Genomic DNA, 17245 nt, shown 5'->3' on the forward strand with positions numbered 1-17245 from the left:
ACTACATCTGACCACCTGTTCATTCAATGGAGCGTGAGCAACGCCCCGCGGCCGGGAGCCGCGGGGCGTCGCGACACGGGCTCAGCCGGTCGTCGCCGAGTCCCGGACCCGGCGGGCGGCGGCGACCAGGTTGGTCAGGGCCGCCACCGTCTCGGTCTCACCGCGGGTCTTCAGCCCGCAGTCCGGGTTGGCCCACAGCCGGTCCGGTCCGATGTGGCGCAGGGCCGCGCCGAGCTGCTCGACCAGCTCGTCGGTGCCGGGCACCTCGGGCGAGTGGACGTCGTAGACGCCCGGGCCGAGCCCGCGCGGGACCCCCGGCCCGAGGTCGGCCAGCACCTCCATCCGCGACCGGGCCGCCTCGACGGTGGTGACGTCGGCGTCGAGCCCGTCGATCGCCCCCACCACCTCGCCGAACTCGGAGTAGCAGAGGTGGGTGTGGATCTGGGTGGCGTCGGTGACGGCCCCGACGGCCAGCCGGAACGCGTCCACCGCCCAGTCCAGGTACGCGGGCCGGTCCCGCTCGTGCAGGGGCAGCAGCTCGCGCAGTGCGGGCTCGTCGACCTGGATGATCCGGATCCCGGCGGCCTCCAGGTCGAGTACCTCGTCGCGCAGGGCCAGCCCCACCTGCCGGGCGGTGTCGCCCAGCGGCTGGTCGTCACGCACGAACGACCAGGCCAGGATCGTCACCGGGCCGGTCAGCATCCCCTTGACCAGCGCGTCGGACAGCGATTGGGCGAACCGCGCCCACTCCACCGTGATCGGCCGGGGCCGGGACACGTCCGAGTGCAGGATCGGCGGGCGCACGCACCGCGAGCCGTAGGACTGCACCCAGCCGTGGTCGGTGGTGGCGAAGCCGTCGAGGTTCTCGGCGAAGTACTGGACCATGTCGTTGCGCTCGGGCTCACCGTGCACCAGGACGTCGAGCCCGATGTCCTCCTGCAGCCGCACCACCCGGACGATCTCCTGGCGCATCCGCTCGGTGTAGGTGCCGGTGTCGATCGTGCCGGAGCGGTGCGCGGCCCGGTCGCGCCGGATCTGCGCGGTCTGCGGGAACGAGCCGATCGTCGTCGTGGGGACGACGGGCAGGCCGAGCGCCTCGCGCTGGACCTTCGCCCGGACGTCGCCGTGGCTGCGCCGGTAGTGGTCGGGGCCGAGCGCGTCGAGCCGGGACCGCACCCGCTCGTCGCGGCGCGCGGTGGCGGCGACCCGCTCCCGGGTGGCCCGTGCGGCGTCGAGCTCCGCCGCGACCGCGTCGGGTCCCTCGTGCAGGGCGCGTCCGAGCAGCACGACCTCGGTGACCTTCTGCCGGGCGAACGCCAGCATGTCGACGACGTCGCCGGGCAGGGCCGTCTCGGCGGCCAGGTCGTAGGGGACGTGCAGCAGCGAGCACGACGTCGAGACCTCGACCCGCCCCGCGGCGCCGACCAGCCGCTGCGCCGTCGCCAGCGCCCGGTCCAGGTCGGTGCGCCACACGTTGCGCCCGTCGACGACGCCGGCCAGCACCACCTTCCGGTCCAGCCCCGGGACCACCGGGCCTCCGGAGTCGAGGGCGTCGAGGTCGGCGGCCCCCGCGACGAGGTCGAGCGCCAGCCCCTCGACGGCCGTGGCGGCGAGCGCGGGCAGGGCGGGTCCCAGCTCCCCGAAGTACGACGCGACGAGGATCTTGGGCCGCCGGGTCGCCGAGGCGAGCCGGTCGTAGGCCCGGCGCAGCGCCGCGACCTCCTCGGGCGTCCGGTCGGCGGCGAAGGCGGGCTCGTCGAGCTGCACCCACTCCGCACCCGCCTCGGCGAGCTCGGCGAGCAGGTCGCGGTAGACCTCGACGAGCGGCCCGAGCAGGTCCAGCGGGCGGAAGCCCTCCGGTGCGCCGTCGGCCGGCTTGGACAGCAGCAGGAAGGTCACCGGCCCGACCAGCACCGGGCGGGTGGTGATCCCGCTGCGCAGGGCCTCGCGGAACTCGTCGAGGGCCTTGCGGCTGCCCGGCGCGAGCCGGGTGTCCGGGCCGACCTCGGGGACCAGGTAGTGGTAGTTCGTGTCGAACCACTTGGTCATCTCGCAGGCCGGGGCGCCGGTGCGGCCGCGGGCCATCGCGAACAGCCGCTCCAGCGGGTCGGTGACGCCGGCGAAGCGCTCCGGCACCGCCCCGACCGCCAGCGCGGTGTCCAGGACGTGGTCGTAGAACGAGAACGTGTTGCCCGGCACCGAGCCGAGCCCGGCGTCACGCAGCCCGGTCCAGGTGTCGCGGCGCAGCCCGGCGGCGACGTCGTGCAGTGCGGACGCGTCGGTCCGCCCGGCCCAGTACGACTCGGTCGCCCGCTTGAGCTCCCGGTCCGGTCCGATCCTGGGGTACCCCAGGACGGTGCTGCCGATGGTGCTGCTGGAAGGAATGCTCACGGCCCTCTCTCCTCGCGAGTGCGGTGGAGGACCCGTCGCCGGCACGGGGCGCCTGCGACCGCCGGGCACGACGGTGCCCGGTCGTCCGCCCGGCCCTCCCGCGAGGCCACGGATCCGCGCACGCCGGACGGCGCACGCACCGGCGGCAGGTCTTCGGACTCACGGGCACACTGCTCAGACCTACTGGCCGTCGCTTCCCGGGATGGCTCCCAGTGCTGTTGACGGCGGTCGTTCCCGTTCACCGCTGCGGGGCAGTCCCGGATTCCCACCGGGTTCCCTCTTGCCTCGTGACGCCCCGTTCCCGGGCCGGCACGAACCGTCGGCGACCCGACACTACCCCGGGCCCGACGGCCGAACTGTTGCCGAATGATCCTTGTTGCCATAGCTTGGCATTACTTTCACACCCTCCCCGTCACCCGGGTCGAGGGCGACCTCACCCTGCGCCCCTCCGTTCGGAGGGGGAACCTGCCCGGTCTCCCGAGGGGTAATGGCGATCACCCCTGTGCCCGCGGCCACAGGGGTCATAGCGTGCGGTCTCGACCCATCCACCTGCCTCAGAAAGGGCTGACATGCAGGTAGACGAGCTGCTCAAGCCGTTCCCCATCAAGGAGTTCCACCCGTTCCCCCGTGCGCTCATGGGTCCGGGGTCGCACGAGCTCATCGGCCCGGAGGCCCTGAAGCTGGGCTTCAAGAAGACCCTGGTCATGACGTCGGGCCTGCGCGGCACCGACATCGTCAACAAGATCGTCGAGTCGATGAAGTACCACGGCCTCGAGGTCGTGCTGTACGACAAGGTCGAGTCGAACCCCAAGGACTACAACGTCATGGACGCTGTGGGCCTCTACCAGCAGAACAACTGCGACTCCTTCGTCTCCATCGGCGGCGGCTCCTCGCACGACGCCTGCAAGGGCGCGCGCATCTCGGTCGCGCACGACGGCCGCAACGTCAACGAGTTCGAGGGCTTCAACAAGTCCGAGAACCCGTCCAACCCGCCGCACATCGCGGTCTCCACCACGGCCGGCACCGGCTCGGAGACCTCGTGGGCCTACGTCATCACCGACACCACGACCGACCCCGACAACCCGCACAAGTACGTCGCGTTCGACGACCAGTCGGTCACCACCCTCGCGATCGACGACCCGGTGCTGTACTACGACTGCCCGATCGACTACACCGCGCAGTGCGGGTTCGACGTGCTCGCGCACGCCTCGGAGCCCTACGTCTCGCGTCTGGACTTCCAGCCGTCGCTGGGCAACGCCCTGCACGCCATCAAGCTGACCTCGCAGAACCTGCGCAAGGCCGTCTGGAACGGCCAGGAGCTCTCCGGCCGCGAGGGCATGATGTACGCGCAGTACATCGCCGCCCAGGCGTTCAACTCCGGTGGCCTCGGCATCATCCACTCGATCAGCCACGCGGTGTCGGCGTTCTACGACACCCACCACGGCCTGAACAACGCCATCGCGCTGCCCCGCGTGTGGGCGTTCAACATGCCGGTCGTCTACGAGCGCTTCGCCGACATCGCCGAGGCGATGGGTGTCGACACCCGCGGCATGACCAAGCCGCAGGCCGCCGACGCCGCGCTCGCCGCCTCCATCCGGCTGCTGCGCGACGTGGGCATCCCGGAGAAGTTCGCCGACGTCAAGCAGGACACCTACTCGAAGAACCGGCTGGGCATCGGCCCGACCAAGTTCTACGAGAACGCGCCGACCATCATCGGTGACGCGGCCGACGTCGACCGGATCACCAACCACGTCCTCGGCGACGCCTGCACCCCGGGCAACCCGAAGGAGTGCACGTTCGAGACCGTCCGCCCGGTCGTCGACCACTCCATCAACGGTGACCTGGACGACCTGCTGACCTGATCCGCAGGTCAGGACGTCCACCGTCGCACCAGCGGGCCCAGCCATCCGAGGTGATACTCGGATGGGTGGGCCCGCTGGCTGCGGTCCCGCTCTTCTCCGCACCAGAGCCGGTGCGGCCCGCGAAGGAGATACCCGCGTGTCCGAGGCTGTCGTCCCCACTGTGACCGAGGCGGCGGACGCCGTCGCCTCGACCGGTCCGTTCGAGTCCGTCGACCAGGTGATCGAGACCCTGCGGGAGCAGGGCTACATCGCCGACACCCGCCTGGCCACGACGGTGTTCCTGCTGACCCGGCTGGACAAGCCGCTGCTGCTGGAAGGGCCCGCCGGGGTCGGCAAGACCGAGCTGGCGAAGATGCTCGCCGTCGCCACCGGACGCCGGCTGCTGCGTCTGCAGTGCTACGAGGGCCAGGACGAGACCAAGGCCCTGTACGAGTGGGACTACGGCAAGCAGCTCATGTACACCCAGATCCTCCGCGAGAAGATCGGGCAGCTCGTCGAGGACGCCCCCGACCTCGCCTCCGCGGTCGACCGCATCGGGTCCCAGGAGAGCGTGTTCTTCTCCGAGCGCTTCCTCGCGCCGCGCCCGCTGCTGGAGGCCATCCGCTCCGAACAGCCCGTCGTGCTGCTGATCGACGAGGTCGACCGCGCCGACGAGGCCCTGGAGGCCGTGCTGCTGGAGACCTTGGGCGAGTTCCAGATCTCCGTGCCCGAGATCGGCACCTTCGTCGCCGAGCAGCGCCCGTACGTGCTGCTGACCTCGAACAACACCCGTGACCTCGCCGCCGCGCTCAAGCGCCGCTGCCTGCACCTGTTCCTCGACTACCCGTCGGCCTCGCGCGAGCTGGAGATCGTGAAGTCGAAGAAGACCGGGCTGTCGGACCAGCTGGCCGAGGAGCTCGTCAACGTCGTGCGCGGGCTGCGCGAGCTGGAGCTGCGCAAGTCGCCCTCGATCTCGGAGACCATCGACTGGGCGCGCACGCTGGCCGTCCTGGGGGTCGACGAGCTGAGCTCGCAGATCCTGTCCGACACCGTCTCGGTCGTCGTCAAGTACGACAAGGACGTCAAGAAGGCGCTGGACGCGCTGCCGAACCTGGTCGACCCGAACGCGGTCGTCGCCGAGCAGGGCCACGGACACGGACACGGCCACGGACACGGGCACGACGGCGACCACAGCCACGACGAGCCCGCGGCGCGCTCCACCCGGCACGACACCACGGATCCCGACGACGGTGACGTGGACGGCCGCGGGAAGCGGACCGGCAAGGACAACGCGGGCCGCCACCACGACGGCTACGGCAACAAGGCCGCGGCCGGCAACCCCAACGCGGCGCAGAAGGTGCGCACCGTGAGTCCGGGCCAGGGCGCCCGTTCCTTCGGCGGCTCCCGCAAGCGCCCGGTCTGATCGGGGCGTCGGCGTGGAAGCGAGCATCCACCGCTTCGTCCGGCTCCTGCGGATCCGGTCGGTGCGCATCTCGGTCTCCGAGGCGCTCGACGCGATGGCCTGCGCCGCCCAGCCCGGGGTGCTGTCCGACAAGTCGGTGCTGAAGGAGGCGCTGCGCATCGCGCTGGTCAAGGACCGCCGCGACGAGGCGACCTACGACGAGGTCTTCGACCTGTTCTTCTCCCTGGTCAGGGTGGGCGAGGCCGACACCGGCCACGGGCACGGCCACGGGCACGGGGACCTGAGCGACGACACCCCGCTGGAGAACTTCACGCTGTCCGAGGAGCCGTCGGAGACCCCGCAGGAGGGGCACGACCACGGCTCCCCGGTCGACATCAAGGAGTTCTTCGATCCCGAGGACCTGGCCGAGCAGTACAACCTGCACCAGGAGGCCAACAAGATCGACATGGCCTCGATGACGGACGAGATCGTGCTCTCGAAGGAGCAATCCAACGACGTCACCGACGGCCAGCGCGTGCAGATCGAGACCGACCGGTTCTCCGGCGGCGGTCAGCCCGGGGACATCTCCCAGCAGCAGGGCACCAAGGTCGACGCCGACCTCTCGGTCGCCCAGCAGGACGCGCTGCTGGGCTGGCTGAACTCCGAGGAGGACCGGCTCTCGGAGGAGGAGCAGGGCACCGAGGACGACGCCGCCGCGCTGCGCCGGCGTCTCACCGGGGTGCTCGACAACCTCCCCGAGCTGCTCAAGGCCCACCTGGAGAAGCTGCTCGCGATCGAGCAGCGGATCGTCGAGGGCCACGACGACGCGGAGCGGGTCGCCGAGGTCGACCGGGCCAGCGAGACCGAGCGCATGCAGCTGGAGGACTCGTTGCGGCGGCTCGCGAAGTCGCTGCACGGCGCGCTGACCCACCGCAGGCGGGTCTCGCCGCGGGGCCGGATCGACTCGGCCCGCACCATGCGCAAGAACATGCGCTACGACGGCGTCCCGTTCTCCCCGGTCACCGTGCAGCGTCAGGAGGACAAGCCGCGCCTGGTGGTGCTGGCCGACGTGTCGCTGTCGGTCCGGGCCACCGCGCGGTTCACCCTGCACCTGGTGCACGGTCTGCAGGACCTGTTCGGCCAGGTGCGCTCGTTCGCGTTCGTGGCCGACCTGGTCGAGGTGACCGACCTGTTCGCCGACCACCCCGTCGAGCACGCCCTCGGGCTGATCTTCGGCGGCGACCAGCTCGACGTCGACGCCAACTCCAACTACGGCCTGGCCTTCGGCCAGTTCCTGGAGGACCACGGCTCGGCGGTCACCCGCCGGACGACGGTGCTGGTGCTCGGCGACGGCCGCGGGAACGGCAACGACCCCAACATGGAGGCGTTCGTCGAGATCACCCGGCGGGCCCGGGAGACGATCTGGCTCACCCCGGAGCCGCGGTACTCGTGGGGGCTGGGCCGCTGCGACCTGCCCGCCTACGCCGAGTACTGCGACCGCGTCCGCGTGGTCCGGGACCTGTCCGGTTTCGAGGCGACCACGAACGAGATGGCCGGCGAGCTGATCGGCCGCTGACCCCGCCGGTGGGTGGTGCCGGTGTCCGCACCGGGGCCACCCACCGGGGGTCCGCCTACCGCTCGACCACGATCTTCCCGACGGTGCCGCCGGACTCGACGAGCCGGTGCGCCGCCCGCAGCGACGCCGCGGTCAGCCCCTGCAGGCGCCGCGTCTCGGTGGTCCGCAGCTCCCCGGCGTCGACGAGCCGGGACACCTCGTCCAGGATCTCCCGCTGCACCGTCGAGCCCGGCTCCGACAGCGGCCGGGTGAACATCAGCTCCCAGTGCCAGGCCTGCGACTTCGTCTTCAGCGGGAGCGTGTCCAGGCCCTCCGGCTCGTCGATGGCGACGACGATCCCGCGCGGGGTCATCAGCTCCGCGTAGGCCTCGACGTTGCCCGCCGACACCGGCGAGAACACGTACTGCACGCCGTCCGGGGCGACCTCGCGCACCGTGCCGACGAGGTCGTGGTGGTCGGCGACTTCGTGCGCACCCATCTGCCGCGCCCAGTCCGCGGACTCCGTGCGGGAGGCGGTGCCGACCAGCGTCAGCCCGGTCCGCCGGGCGAGCTGCAGGACCATCGACCCGACCCCGCCCGCGGCGGACACGACGAGCAGCGTCCCGGTGGTGTCGGCGGTGACGCGCAGGTGGTCGTGCAGGCACTCCCACGCGGTGATCGAGGTCAGCGGCAGCGCGGCCGCGGCGGCGAAGTCCAGGGTCGACGGCTTGCGCCCGACGATGCGGGAGTCGACGAGCTGGCGGTGGGCGTTGCTGCCGGGCCGGTCGATCGCTCCGGCGTAGTAGACCTCGTCGCCGGGGACGTACCCCTGCACCCGGTCGCCCACCTCGACGACGACGCCCGCGGCGTCGAAGCCGAGGACCTTCGGCCCGTCGGCCGGGTCGAACGACGACCGGACCTTGCCGTCCACCGGGTTCACCGAGACGGCGCGGACGTCGACGAGCAGGTCGTGCGGGCCAGGCGCACCGACCTCGATCTCGGCGTCGACGAGGCACTCGGGGTCGTCGACGGGCAGCGGCCGGGGCGCCACGACGGCGGGTACGGAAGCCATGACCGGACGCTATCCGCGCCACCGGGCCGCCGCCCGCCGCACCGACGACCCCGGCTGGGCCGATCGGCCGATTTCGTGCCGCCGCGGGGGCCGCCCGGAGTACGATCGGGCGTCCCCTTCGGGAAGGAGGGCCGGATGTCGGACGGTGGCGGAGCGGTCCTCCGGATCGTCGGCCGCGTGTGCACCGCGCTGTGGGGCTACACGCCGGGCGTGATCCCGGCGATGGTCGCCACGATGGGCAGCGGGCCCGCGTTGCGCTGGTTCGCGTCCAACTTCCCGCGCTTCCTGGTCACCCTGCGCGTGCTGGGCCCCGTGCGCACCCACCTCGCCGGGCTCACGATCTCCCTGGTGAACGGGTGCACGTACTGCGCCTACGGTCGCGCACACGCCCTGGAGCTGATCCACCTGCGCGACCGGGACCTGCTGTTCCCGCTCGACGCCCGCACCCTGGCGAGCTGGAACGGGCTGTCCCGCCGCGAGATCGGGCTGCGGCTGCGCGGTGTGCTCGAGGAGGCCGGGATGCACGCCGAGGTGATCTGGGTGGACCGCACCCTGGCCATGCTCGACGGCGCCCCGCCCGTCGACGCCGACGAGCGCCGCATCGCCCACCTGTGCCGGATGGTCGGCACCATGAACGCGATCGCCGTCGCCGCGGGGACCGTCCCGGACGGCGCCCACGACCCGGTCAACAAGGACGCCGCGCTGAAGGCCCGGCTGCTCGCCGCCCAGGGCGCCTGAGCATCCCGGCCGGCACCGGAGCCCACCCCCACCGTCCGGACGGGGAGGGCCCCGGCCGTCGGACGTGGTGCGGCGTGCCCGTGACCGCCTAGCGTGGAACGGGCCCCCGCACGCACAGGAGCGATCCATGATCGGAACCGACCGGCTCTCCAACGACCTCGCCGGCTGGCTGGACCGCACCCTGGTGCAGCCCGGGATCCTGCCGGCCGAGCGTTTCGAGGAGGCGTTCGTCGCCTGCGTCGCGAGCGCCGCGAAGGACCCCGACCTCCCGGACGACGCGTGGCTCGCCTTCTACCGCAACACCCTCGACGCGCTGGCCGGTGAGCCCGAGCCGGGCGGCACCAACGCCGAGATGGCGCCGGTGCACGCCCGCGCCCGCTCCCTCGTGCTGGGCGAGGAGGTGCTGGAGCTCGGCTGCTGCTTCGGCTTCCTGTCGCTGCAGCTGGCCCGCGACGGCCACCGCGTCACCGCCACCGACCTGACCGGCGGCACCGTCGAGCTGCTGACCCGGATGGCGCCACAGCTCGGCGCCGATGTCGAGACCCACGTCGCCGACGCGCGTGCCGTCGCCCTGCCCGACGGCTGCGCGGACACCGTGTTCGCCGTGCACCTCGTCGAGCACCTGTCCGAGTCCGACGGCGACGAGGTCGTCGGCGAGATGCTGCGCCTGGCCCGGCGACGGGTGGTCGTCGCCGTCCCGTTCGAGGACGAGCCGAACCCCGCCTGGGGTCACGTCCGGGTCTTCGACGAGCGCGTCCTGACCCGGATCGGGGAGCGCACCGGCCATCCGTTCACGGTGTCCGAGCACCACGGCGGCTGGCTGGTGATCGACCTCTGAGCAGGGCGTGGGTGAGCGCCTCCAGCGGCCCGCGGTCGTGGCGGCGCAGCCACCACCCCGCCGTCGCGGCGGACCCGGCGACGACGAGGGCCCACACCCCGACCACCGCCCCGGTCCGCAGCGGCGCCGCGACACCGGCGAGCGCCCCGGCCAGGCCGAGCCCCCAGGCGCCGAACAGCACCGCGGCCACGACGTTCTGGCCGACGTAGCAGGTCATCGCGGTCCGGCCGAGCGCGGTGAGCCCGCGCCGCACCGGGCCGGCCGGACCGCGCAGCCGGGCCAGGACCTCCGGGACCAGGCCGAGCAGCCCCAGCGCGACCAGCGGGGCCACCAGGTAGCGCTCGACGAGGAACCACGGGCCGCCGCCGAGCGTGGTGAGCACGGTGAGCACCGCCCCGGCCACCCCGGTGCCGATCAGCCGTCGGCGCAGGGTGACGGCGCCGGCGTCGAACAGGCCGGCGCGGAGCAGCGCGGATCCGGCCAGGAACAGCACCACCGCCGACGGGACGATCAGCACCAGCTCGACCCGGTACAGCAGCGGGTCGGCCAGCCGTGCGGCCACCTGCCCGGTCCAGGTCGCCGGGTACGGCGGGAGCGGCACGTCGGCGCCGGTGCTCCCGGCCGTCGCGGCGGTCGCACCGCCCACCAGCAGCACCGTGACCACCCCGGCGACGCAGGCGGCCGCCACCCGCACCCGCGCCGACCGCCCCACCAGCCATGCGACGAGCACCGAGGCGATCGCGTAGCCCATCAGCACGTCGAACTCGAAGACCAGCACGTAGTGCAGCAGTCCCTCGGTGAACAGGATCGCGGCGCGGGCGAGGTACCGGCCCGGCCACCGCAGCCCGCGGCGCACCGCGGAGCGGTACTGCAGCTCCATCCCGATCCCGAACAGCAGCGTGAGCAGTGCGAGGAACTTCCCGTTCGCGACGGCGCGGAGCGCGGTGTCGAGCCACCAGCCCCCGGCGAACCCGGCGAACACCGCGCCCGGCCCGCGCGGGTCGGCGAACACCCAGACGTTCGTCGCGAAGGTCCCGGCGATCGCGAGGCCGCGCAGCACGTCCGGGGCGGCGAGGCGGTCACCGGACACCGGTGCGCTCCCGGTCCCCGGTGCCGGGGAAGACGGTCGCCCACAGCGGCCCCACGACGAACCAGATCCCGGCGACCAGCGACGCCGTCGCGAGCCAGGACCACATCGGGTCCTCCGGCCAGGCACCAGGCGCCGGGAACGCGCGGCCGCCGGCCACCGACAGCAGGACCAGCACCGCCGCCGTGACCACCCAGGCGGCGACGACCTTGCCGTACTCGCGCCACTCGTACCGCGTCCGGGCGACCCCGCCCCGCGGCGGGCGCACCGGTGCCGGGCCGCCCGCGAAGCGGTGGGCGACCCGGACGTCGGCCCAGCGCACCAGCGAGTGCCCGAACGCGACGGTGATCCCGAGGTAGAGCGCGGCCAGCCCGTGCACCCGCGACGGTGCGCCGCCCGTCGCCAGGTCCACCGTCGAGGCGGTGACCAGCACGAGGTCCATCAGCGGCACCCCCAGCAGCAGCACCGCCCCCAGGCCCCGGCGGCGCAGCACGTAGCGCGCCCCCAGCCCGGCCAGCAGGAACACCCAGAACCCGATCTCGGCACCGACGATCAGCCACAGCAGCGGCTCGGCGAACAACGACTCCCCCATGGCCGGTGATCGTGCCGACCCGGCCGCGGCGACGCGTCCGGCGTGCGACCGATCCGCGCATACCACCTTCGACGGACGCCGCGCGGGCGCCGGGCGTGCTGGGATGGGGTGTGATCACGTACCTGGTGAACCGCGACGGCGGCGCACCCTCGGTGCTGCGGGACGCCGGTACCGGCGTGGTGTGGTTCGTGGTCGGGCTGCTGCTGATCTGGGCACTGCCCGACGCGGGGATCACCTGGTGGGGCGCGGACACCGGGGCGACGGCGGCGTCGCTGCTGGTCATGGGGCTGGGCTGCGCCGCGTCGACCGTGCGCCGGATCGCGGTGCCCGCCGGGCTGCTGGTCGGCACGGCGGCCCTGGTCGCGGGCCCCGTCCTGGGCGGCCGCACCGAGATCGGGACCGTGCTCGTGTTCACCGACCTGCTCTACTGCGCCGTGGTGTTCCCGCCGCGGCGCACCGCGCGGGCGGTCGCCGTCGCCGCCGGTGGGGTCGCCACCGTCCTCGGTGTCACGGCGCTGCTCGTGGCGGGCACCCGCACCGGCACCTACGCCGTGCTCAACCTGACGCTGGTGGTCGGGCTCCCGCTGGTCTGGGGGCTGGAGGTGCGCCGGTTCCGGGACCTGGCGGCCGTCGAGCGGGAGCGGGCCGTCGCGGTGGAGCGGACGGCGGCCCGGGAGCGGGACGCCGCCGTCGCCGCCGAGCGTGCCCGGATGGCCCGCGACCTGCACGAAGTCGTCGCCGGGCGGCTGTCGGCGATCGCGCTGCAGTCCGAGGCGGCACTGCAGCCCGGCGCCGACCCGGCGCTGGTCCGGCGGGTGCTGGGGACGGTGCGGTCCTCCGGCGTCGCCGCGCTCGGGGAGATGCGCACGATGATCGGGCTGCTGCGCGACGGCGACACCGCCGACCCGCCCGGGGCGCCCGCCCGGCTGTCCGAGGTCGACGCCCTGCTCGACGAGGCCCGCGCCGCCGGCCTGTCCCCCGTCCTGCGCGACGGGCGCGGCGCGGCCCCGCTGCCCGCCCCGGTCGACCTCGCCGGGTACCGGATCGTGCAGGAGTCGCTGACCAACGCGGCGAAGCACGCGCCCGGCTCGGACGTGACGGTGCGCCTCGCTCTCACCCCCGATGTCGACGACCGGCTGCTCGTCGAGGTGCGCAACGGTCCCGGCCGGCGTCCCGCGGCGGGCCCGGGGCTGCACGGCGGCACCGGGCTCGACGGCCTGCGCGAGCGCGCCCGGGCCGTCGGCGGCACCCTGCACGCGGGCCCCGACGACGACGGCTGGCTGGTCCGGGCCGACCTGCCCCTCGGCCCCGAGATCCCGGCGGAGGTGGAGCGATGAGCATCCGGGTGGTCGTCGCCGACGACCAGGAGGCCGTCCGCACCGGGCTCGTGCTGATCCTCGGCTCGGCACCGGACATCGACGTCGTCGCCGAGGTCGCCGACGGGCTCGCCGCGGTGCGGGCCGCCGCCGAGCACCGGCCCGACGTGGTGCTGATGGACATCCGGATGCCCGGCATCGACGGCATCGAGGCCACCCGGCGGATCCTCACGGAGGGGTCTGCGCAGGTCCTGGTGCTGACCACGTTCGACCTCGACGAGCTCGTCGACGGCGCGCTCGCGGCGGGCGCAGGCGGGTTCCTGCTCAAGTCGGTCGACGCGACCCGGCTCACCGACGGGGTCCGGGCGGTCGCCCGCGGCGAGGGCGTGCTGGCGCCGGAGGTGACCCGGCGGGTGATCCGCCGCTACGCGGGGGCGCCGCGGCCGTCGTCGGTGCCGGGGCTGGAGAGGCTCACCGCACGCGAGACCGACGTGCTCGCCGGGCTGGGCCGCGGGCTCTCGAACGCGGAGCTGTCCGCGGAGCTGGTGATCTCGGAAGGGACGACGAAGACGCACGTCTCCCGGGTGCTGGCGAAGCTGGGCCTGCGTTCCCGCACCCAGGCCGCGATCGCCGCCCAGGAGGCCGGGCTCGTGTGAGCCCGGCCCCCCGGAGGTGGCTCGGCGTGCCGGCTCAGCCCTGGCCGCGCGCCGTCTCGAGCGCGCGCCGGGTCAGCACCTGCACCAGGTGGGTGCGGTAGGCGACCGACCCGTGGGTGTCGGCAGGCGGCTCGGCGCCCTCGGCGGCCAGCGCGGCCGCCTCGGCGACCGACTTCCCGTCCTTCAGCGCCTGCTCCGTCGCGGACGCCCGCAGCGACGTCGATCCCATGTTGACCAGGCCGATCCGGTCGTCGGACACGGCGACGGCGACGATCGCCCAGTCGTTGCTGCGACGGGTGAACTTCTCGTACGCCCAGCCCTTGTCCCCGCAGCGCGGGATCCGGATCTCGACGATCAGCTCGTCGGGCTCGCGGACCGTGGTGAACACGCCGGTGTAGAACTCGCCGATCGGCACGGTCCGCTTCCCGCGCGGCCCCTGCAGGACGACGGTGGCGTCCAGCGCGAGCAGCGCGGCGGGCAGGTCCGCGGCCGGGTCGGCGTGGGCGACGGTGCCGCCCAGCGTGCCCCGGGCCCGGATCTGCGGGTCGCCGACGGTGCGGGCGACGGCCCCGAGCAGCGGGACCTCCTTCGCGACCTCGGCCGAGTCGACCACGTCGCGGTGCTTGGTCGCCGCACCGACGGCGAGCTCGTCGCCCTCGACGCGGATGTAGCTCAGCTCCGGCAGCCGGCCGATGTCGATCAGGAACTCCGGCGCGCCGAGGCGCACCTTCATGACCGGGATCAGCGAGTGCCCGCCGGCCAGGACGCTGGCGTCCTCACCCTTCTCGGCGAGCAGCGCGATGGCGTCGTCGAGGGTGTCGGGACGGGCGTAGTCGAACGCGAGGGGGATCATGCGCCGGCCTCCCCACGGGAGAAGGCGGGCGCGGTGCGCAGCGCGTCGGACTCGGCCTCGGCCTTCTGCGCGGCGTCCGGGTCCTTGCCCGCGGCGACGAGCACCGCGCGCACGATGTTGTGGTAGCCGGTGCAGCGGCAGAGGTTGCCCTCCAGGCCCTCGCGGACCTTCCGCTCGTCCAGGTCGTCGTCGTGGCTGATCAGCGACACCGCGGACATGACCATGCCCGGGGTGCAGAAGCCGCACTGCAGCCCGTGCTCGGACCGGAACGCCGCGGTGACCGGGTGCTCGGGGCGGCCCTCGGACGCGCCGTCGAGCCCCTCCATGGTGGTGACCGACTGCTGGTCGGCCTGCACCGAGAGCACGGTGCACGACTTGACCGCGTCGCCGTCGAGCAGCACGGTGCACGCGCCGCAGGACGTGGTGTCGCAGCCGATGTTGGTGGCCTTCAGCCCGACGGTCTCCCGCAGGTAGTGCGCGAGCAGCTGGCGGGGCTCCACGTCGGCGCTGGTGGGCTCACCGTTGACGGTGATCTCGACCTTCACTTGGAGGCCTCCTGAATGGCTTCCCAGACCCGCATCGGGGTCAGGGGCATGTCGATGTGCGTGACGCCGAGGTGGGACAGGGCGTCGATGACCGCGCTCTGGGTGGCGGGGGTGGAGCCGATCGTCCCGGCCTCGCCGATGCCCTTGTAGCCCATCGGGTTGACCGGCGTCGGGGTCGTCATCTCGACCAGGTCGAAGCTGGGCAGCTCCGCCGCCGACGGGATGCCGTAGTCGGCGAAGGTGCCGGTGAGGGGCTGGCCCTCCTCGTCGTAGATGACCTCCTCGAGCAGCGCCTGCGCGATGCCCTGGGCGATCCCGCCGTGCCGCTGCCCGTCGCAGAGCAGCGGGTTGAGGATGGGACCCGCGTCGTCGACGGCGACGATCTTCTCGACCGTCACCTTGCCGGAGTCGGTGTCGACCTCGACGACGCAGACGTGCGAGCCGAACGGGAAGGTCGGCTTCTTGCCGTCCCAGGTGGTGTCGACCTTGAGCTGCTCGGCGGCCGCCAGCTCCGCCAGGGTCACCGACTTCGCGCCGGGGACGCCCTTGACGGTGATCGCGGCGTTCGCCGGGTCGAGCTCCAGGTCCTCGACGCTCGCCTCGAGCAGGTCGGCCGCGCGCTGCTTGGCCAGGTCGATCAGCTCGGCCGAGGCCTGGTGCACCGCGACGCCGCCGGTCTGCAGCGACCGCGACCCCATGGTGCCGCCGCCGCGCGGGACGAGGTCGGTGTCGCCGTGCTTGACGGTGATCTTCTCGATCGGGACGCCCAGCTGGTCGGACGCGAGCATCGCCCACGCCGTCGCGTGGCCCTGCCTGTGCGGGGAGGTGCCGGTCAGCACGGTCACCGAGCCGTCCGGGTGGACCTCCACCGAGGCGTCCTCGGCGTACGCGCCGCCGCCGGTGATCTCGACGTAGGAGGAGACGCCGATGCCGAGCTGACGGGCGTCGCCGCGCTCGCGGCGGGCCTTCTGCTCGGCGCGCAGCCCGGCGTAGTCGGACTTCTCCAGGGCCAGGTCGATGGCCTTGGCGTACTCGCCGGAGTCGTACTCGACGCCGCCCTTGGTCTGGAACGGGAACTTGTCCGGCGAGACGACGTTCATCCTGCGGACCTCGGCCGGGTCCTTGCCGATCTCGGCGGCGAACAGGTCCATCGCCCGCTCGATCGCGGCGGTCGCCTCCGGACGCCCGGCGCCGCGGTAGGCGGCGATCGAGGTCGTGTTGGTGACGACGGTGCGCGCCCGGGAGTCGACGTTCGCGATGTCGTAGGTGCCGGGCGCCATCATGCGGGTGAACATCGGCAGGAAGGTGCCCAGGCGCGGGTAGGCGCCCAGGTCCTGCACGACGTCGATCCGGTAGTGGGTGACCCGGCCCTCGCGGGTGCCGCCGATCGTGACGGTCTGACGCTGGGCGCGGCCCTGCACCATGCCGGTCATGTTCTCGGAGCGGGACTCGTTCCAGCGGACCGGACGGCCCTGCCGGCGCGCGAGCCAGGCGACGAGCCCGAACTCGGGGTCCGAGCCGATCTTCGCGCCGAAGCCGCCGCCGACGTCGGGCAGGACGACCCGCACCTTGTCCTTGTCCAGGCCCAGCCAGCCGGCGATCTCGTCGCGGCCGCCCTGGGCGTTCTGGTTGGACATGTAGACGGTGAGGTGGTCGCCCTCCCAGAAGGCGCTCGCGGCACGCGTCTCCAGCGGGGCCGCGGCCAGGCGCTGGTTCACCAGGTCCCGGGTGACGACGACCTCGCAGCCGTCGAAGAACGAGGCGTCCTGCTCCTCGTCGTGCCCGTAGGCGGCCGCGGTGTTGGTCCCGGCCTCGGGGAACAGCAGCGTCTCGTCGCGGGCGGCGGCCAGCGGGTCGATCACCACGTCCAGGGGCTCGTACTCGACGTCGACCAGCTCGGCCGCGTCCTCACCCTGGTAGAACTCCTCGGTGAGGACCGCGGCGACCGGCTCGCCGACGAACCGCACGCGGTCGGTCGCGAGGAACGGGCGGGTCATGGCCTTGTTCGCGCCCGGGAACAGCAGTGCCGGTGCGATGTCGAGGTCGGCCCCGGTGACGACGGCGACTACGCCGGGCGACGCGAGCGCCGCCGAGGTGTCGATCGACGTGATCGTCGCGTGGGCGAGCGGGGAGCGGACGAGCGTCAGGTGCAACGCCCCGGTCAGCCGCTCCTCGGTCAGGTCGTCGGTGTAGGTCGCGCCGCGCGTGAGGAAGACCGGATCCTCGGTGCGGACGACGCGGGTGCCCAAGATGCTCATCGGACGCGAGCGTATACATCTCCACCGACCTGTGCGATGCAGACCACAGCGCCCGATCCCCAGGTCAGGGCACCCTTCGCGGAGCGACGCGCCGGCGGATC

The 17245-nt window shown here is 73.2% G+C and carries 14 protein-coding genes and 1 riboswitch; of the genes, 7 read left to right on the forward strand and 7 right to left on the reverse strand.

What is annotated here, in order from left to right; genetic code table 11:
* Positions 1–81: 81 nt before the first annotated feature.
* The gene (gene metE, locus KPL60_RS28720; RefSeq protein WP_226367746.1) at positions 82–2391 is read right to left on the reverse strand and encodes a 5-methyltetrahydropteroyltriglutamate--homocysteine S-methyltransferase; all 2310 of its coding nucleotides are present in this window, start codon (positions 2389–2391) and stop codon (positions 82–84) included.
* A 126-nt stretch (positions 2392–2517) separates the two neighbouring features.
* Positions 2518–2727, reverse strand: a riboswitch (cobalamin riboswitch).
* Positions 2728–2960: 233 nt separating this feature from the next.
* Here metE and mdo point away from each other — a divergent pair.
* The 3 genes from mdo (at position 2961) to KPL60_RS28735 (ending at position 7210) form a co-directional block, all read left to right on the forward strand.
* Positions 2961–4253: an NDMA-dependent methanol dehydrogenase gene (gene mdo / locus KPL60_RS28725; RefSeq protein WP_226354010.1), complete on the forward strand. Its 1293-nt coding sequence runs from the start codon at positions 2961–2963 to the stop codon at positions 4251–4253.
* A 136-nt stretch (positions 4254–4389) separates the two neighbouring features.
* Positions 4390–5655 carry a MoxR family ATPase gene (locus KPL60_RS28730; protein ID WP_226367747.1) on the forward strand — a complete coding sequence of 422 codons (1266 nt, stop codon included), beginning with the start codon at positions 4390–4392 and terminating at the stop codon, positions 5653–5655.
* Positions 5656–5668: 13 nt separating this feature from the next.
* On the forward strand, positions 5669–7210 hold the full coding sequence (locus tag KPL60_RS28735) for a VWA domain-containing protein (protein ID WP_226354012.1): 1542 nt from the start codon (positions 5669–5671) through the stop codon (positions 7208–7210).
* Positions 7211–7265: 55 nt separating this feature from the next.
* On the opposite strand, the gene KPL60_RS28740 is transcribed toward KPL60_RS28735, so the two are convergent.
* Positions 7266–8261, reverse strand: coding sequence for a zinc-binding alcohol dehydrogenase family protein (locus KPL60_RS28740; RefSeq protein ID WP_226367748.1), 996 nt, complete (start codon positions 8259–8261; stop codon positions 7266–7268).
* Between the two features lie 135 nt (positions 8262–8396).
* On the opposite strand from KPL60_RS28740, the gene KPL60_RS28745 reads away from it, so the two are divergent.
* A complete protein-coding gene (locus KPL60_RS28745; RefSeq protein ID WP_226367749.1) occupies positions 8397–8999 on the forward strand; it encodes a hypothetical protein in 603 nt (200 codons plus the stop codon).
* Positions 9000–9126: 127 nt separating this feature from the next.
* Positions 9127–9837, forward strand: coding sequence for a mycofactocin oligosaccharide methyltransferase MftM (gene mftM, locus KPL60_RS28750; protein WP_226367750.1), 711 nt, complete (start codon positions 9127–9129; stop codon positions 9835–9837).
* On the opposite strand, the gene KPL60_RS28755 is transcribed toward mftM, so the two are convergent.
* Together KPL60_RS28755 and KPL60_RS28760 are read right to left on the reverse strand one after the other, a co-directional pair.
* Complete coding sequence (locus KPL60_RS28755; protein ID WP_226354016.1) at positions 9791–10927, reverse strand: DUF418 domain-containing protein; 1137 nt, start codon at positions 10925–10927, stop codon at positions 9791–9793. The two genes, mftM and KPL60_RS28755, sit on opposite strands and share 47 nt — an antisense overlap.
* A complete protein-coding gene (locus KPL60_RS28760) occupies positions 10917–11516 on the reverse strand; it encodes a hypothetical protein (RefSeq protein WP_226354017.1) in 600 nt (199 codons plus the stop codon). Before KPL60_RS28760 ends, KPL60_RS28755 begins: the two co-directional genes overlap by 11 nt.
* 110 nt (positions 11517–11626) lie before the next feature.
* On the opposite strand from KPL60_RS28760, the gene KPL60_RS34930 reads away from it, so the two are divergent.
* Complete coding sequence (locus tag KPL60_RS34930; protein ID WP_226367751.1) at positions 11627–12853, forward strand: histidine kinase; 1227 nt, start codon at positions 11627–11629, stop codon at positions 12851–12853.
* The gene (locus tag KPL60_RS28770) at positions 12850–13488 is read left to right on the forward strand and encodes a response regulator transcription factor (protein ID WP_226354019.1); all 639 of its coding nucleotides are present in this window, start codon (positions 12850–12852) and stop codon (positions 13486–13488) included. Before KPL60_RS34930 ends, KPL60_RS28770 begins: the two co-directional genes overlap by 4 nt.
* A 34-nt stretch (positions 13489–13522) precedes the next feature.
* On the opposite strand, the gene KPL60_RS28775 is transcribed toward KPL60_RS28770, so the two are convergent.
* From KPL60_RS28775 to KPL60_RS28785, 3 genes are read right to left on the reverse strand one after another with little or no spacing between them, the layout of a single operon-like run.
* On the reverse strand, positions 13523–14341 hold the full coding sequence (locus tag KPL60_RS28775; RefSeq protein WP_226354020.1) for a xanthine dehydrogenase family protein subunit M: 819 nt from the start codon (positions 14339–14341) through the stop codon (positions 13523–13525).
* A complete protein-coding gene (locus KPL60_RS28780; RefSeq protein ID WP_073576649.1) occupies positions 14338–14886 on the reverse strand; it encodes a (2Fe-2S)-binding protein in 549 nt (182 codons plus the stop codon). The genes KPL60_RS28775 and KPL60_RS28780 overlap by 4 nt, the downstream gene beginning before the upstream one ends.
* On the reverse strand, positions 14883–17144 hold the full coding sequence (locus tag KPL60_RS28785) for a xanthine dehydrogenase family protein molybdopterin-binding subunit (RefSeq protein ID WP_226367752.1): 2262 nt from the start codon (positions 17142–17144) through the stop codon (positions 14883–14885). The genes KPL60_RS28780 and KPL60_RS28785 overlap by 4 nt, the downstream gene beginning before the upstream one ends.
* Positions 17145–17245 lie beyond the last annotated feature (101 nt).

The organism is Pseudonocardia sp. ICBG162 (genome assembly GCF_020496225.1).
GTDB lineage: Bacteria > Actinomycetota > Actinomycetes > Mycobacteriales > Pseudonocardiaceae > Pseudonocardia > Pseudonocardia alni.

Bases quoted from the DNA above. Each gene is read 5' to 3' on its own strand.
- mdo (WP_226354010.1), top strand. From the start codon at position 2,961: ATGCAGGTAGACGAGCTGCTCAAGCCGTTCCCCATCAAGGAGTTCCAC.
- KPL60_RS28740 (WP_226367748.1), bottom strand. From the start codon at position 8,261: ATGGCTTCCGTACCCGCCGTCGTGGCGCCCCGGCCGCTGCCCGTCGAC.
- KPL60_RS28745 (WP_226367749.1), top strand. From the start codon at position 8,397: ATGTCGGACGGTGGCGGAGCGGTCCTCCGGATCGTCGGCCGCGTGTGC.
- mftM (WP_226367750.1), top strand. From the start codon at position 9,127: ATGATCGGAACCGACCGGCTCTCCAACGACCTCGCCGGCTGGCTGGAC.
- KPL60_RS28760 (WP_226354017.1), bottom strand. From the start codon at position 11,516: ATGGGGGAGTCGTTGTTCGCCGAGCCGCTGCTGTGGCTGATCGTCGGT.
- KPL60_RS28770 (WP_226354019.1), top strand. From the start codon at position 12,850: ATGAGCATCCGGGTGGTCGTCGCCGACGACCAGGAGGCCGTCCGCACC.
- KPL60_RS28775 (WP_226354020.1), bottom strand. From the start codon at position 14,341: ATGATCCCCCTCGCGTTCGACTACGCCCGTCCCGACACCCTCGACGAC.
- KPL60_RS28785 (WP_226367752.1), bottom strand. From the start codon at position 17,144: ATGAGCATCTTGGGCACCCGCGTCGTCCGCACCGAGGATCCGGTCTTC.